We start from the raw sequence: 1,828 nt of genomic DNA, 5'->3' as shown, positions 1-1,828 counted from the left end.
CCGCGGACCCCCAAACCCCTCTTCTACGATGGAACCTAGTAGTTCACCGCAAAACCTCACACTTCTTGACAGAGTGCCCATGTATCCCGATTCGACCCCCTGGAGGGCGAAATCGGTCATTCGGTTCCATGGGCCTCAAGAAAAAAGTCCCTTTTGTCCCGATCGAGGCGCACGACTACCTCCCCTAGTAGGGGCCGAATCGCCTGTGCGGCTTGTCACCGGCGGGGACGATCGCCGGCCGCTGAAATGTGGCGCAGACCTCTATACACCTACCGTTCAGTAACCTTACGGTTCCCCTCACGCCACCCGCGCCCGCGACCATGCCTTCCGCACCGTTCGGCAGCGCACAGACGTGAGAGGAATCCCCGCCCCATGACGAGACGACGCCCCTGGGCCCGCCGTACCGCCATAGTCGCCGTGACCGCGGCCGCCCTCGCGACGCTGACGGTCCCCGCAGAGGCCGCGACGGCGACCAGCACCACGGCCGCCGCAACCGTCGACTACGCCACCTGGCAGGCGGACTGCCAGACGGTGATGAACCAGGCCCTGCCCTACCTGAAGCAGCGGATCGCGGCCCCCAAGCCCGGCGAGAAGCAGGCGATCGTCTTCGACATCGACAACACCACCCTGGAGACCGACTTCGGCTTCAGCTGGCCGCAGCCGGCCAACAAGCCGGTCCTCGCGGTCGCCAAGTACGCCCAGGAGCACGGCGTTTCGCTGTTCTTCGTCACGGCCCGCCCCGGCATCATCTACCTGCCGACCGAGTACAACCTCGAACACGACGGCTACGACGTCGACGGCCTCTACGTACGCGGCCTCTTCGACCTCTTCAAGGACGTCGCCGACTACAAGACGGCCCAGCGCACCGCGATCGAGAACAAGGGCTACACGATCATCGCGAACATCGGCAACAGCGCCACCGACCTGTCGGGCGGCCACGCCGAGAAGACCTTCAAACTGCCGGACTACGACGGCCAGTTGTCGTAAGCCGTTAGGCTCCGTCCGTTCGCGCGACGACGGGGGCGGGGCGGCGGCGGATGGAACCCGCGGTACCCGGTGGCAAGCTGGCGTCAGGCCTGATCACACCGCTGCCGAAGAAGCTGTTCGTGCCCGACGCCCCCCGGCGCGGGCCTGGTCGACAGACCGATCCGCCTGTCGTCGCTCGTCTCCTTCAAGGGCGAGAAACGCACCCTGACGGAGAAGGACGTCCAAAAGCTCGCCGACCACCTGGTCGCGCGGGCGGTGGACTCCCCCGGCGAGGCCCCCTTCCCACCCGACGAACAGACCGCCCTGGCCGACGCGTTGGCCCGCAGACTTCTGCCTCTCGGCGACCTGAACACGGACGACGTCCAGGCCGTACGGCTCGGACACCGGCACCTGGCCCGGCAGTTGGAGTACGGCGCCCCGACGCCCCCGGACTCTCCACCGACGCCCGCTACTTCCTCGGCAACGCCACCGAGTGGGCCTGCCTCCAAAGCCTGGAGTTCTTCACCCGCCGCTCCACCTTCGTAGCCCGCACCCTCGTCGAACAGACCCGCACCCAGGCCGAACTGATCACCCGCGTCGACGAGTTGATCGCCCGCACCCCACGCCCCGGCACCCACGATCGCGCCTTCGAACGCCGCTGCCTCCCGTACGCCGCCGAGCGCCACAACCACATCACCATCTACGGCATCGACCTCCCCGACGAGCACCCCGGCGCCGCCTTCACCGTCCAACTCCCCGCCGAGGAAGCCCTGTCGACCCACGACCGCGTACTGCTGCGCGGGGACGCGGTTTCCGGCAAGACGAAGTGGTGCAGTGGCTCGCGGTGACGGCGGCGAGGGAG

At 67.6% G+C, this 1,828-nt stretch carries 1 protein-coding gene and 1 pseudogene; both read left to right on the top strand.

Annotated features, from left to right (window positions below; genetic code table 11):
• Positions 1 to 372 precede the first annotated feature (372 nt).
• Positions 373 to 987 (top strand): HAD family acid phosphatase, encoded by a 615-nt coding sequence (locus AC31A1_RS50840; RefSeq protein ID WP_489659822.1) that lies wholly within the window; start codon positions 373 to 375, stop codon positions 985 to 987.
• 50 nt (positions 988 to 1,037) lie between these two features.
• A pseudogene (locus tag AC31A1_RS50835) lies at positions 1,038 to 1,828 on the top strand (NACHT N-terminal Helical domain 1-containing protein); the annotation flags it as partial.

It is taken from the genome of Streptomyces sp. P5F9 (assembly GCF_057961495.1).
The sequence above is the reverse complement of the archived record's forward strand: the minus strand, read 5'-3'. Positions and strand labels throughout refer to the sequence as shown.

Excerpts from the sequence above, each read along its gene's own strand:
- AC31A1_RS50840 (WP_489659822.1), top strand. The coding sequence starts at position 373 with ATGACGAGACGACGCCCCTGGGCCCGCCGTACCGCCATAGTCGCCGTG.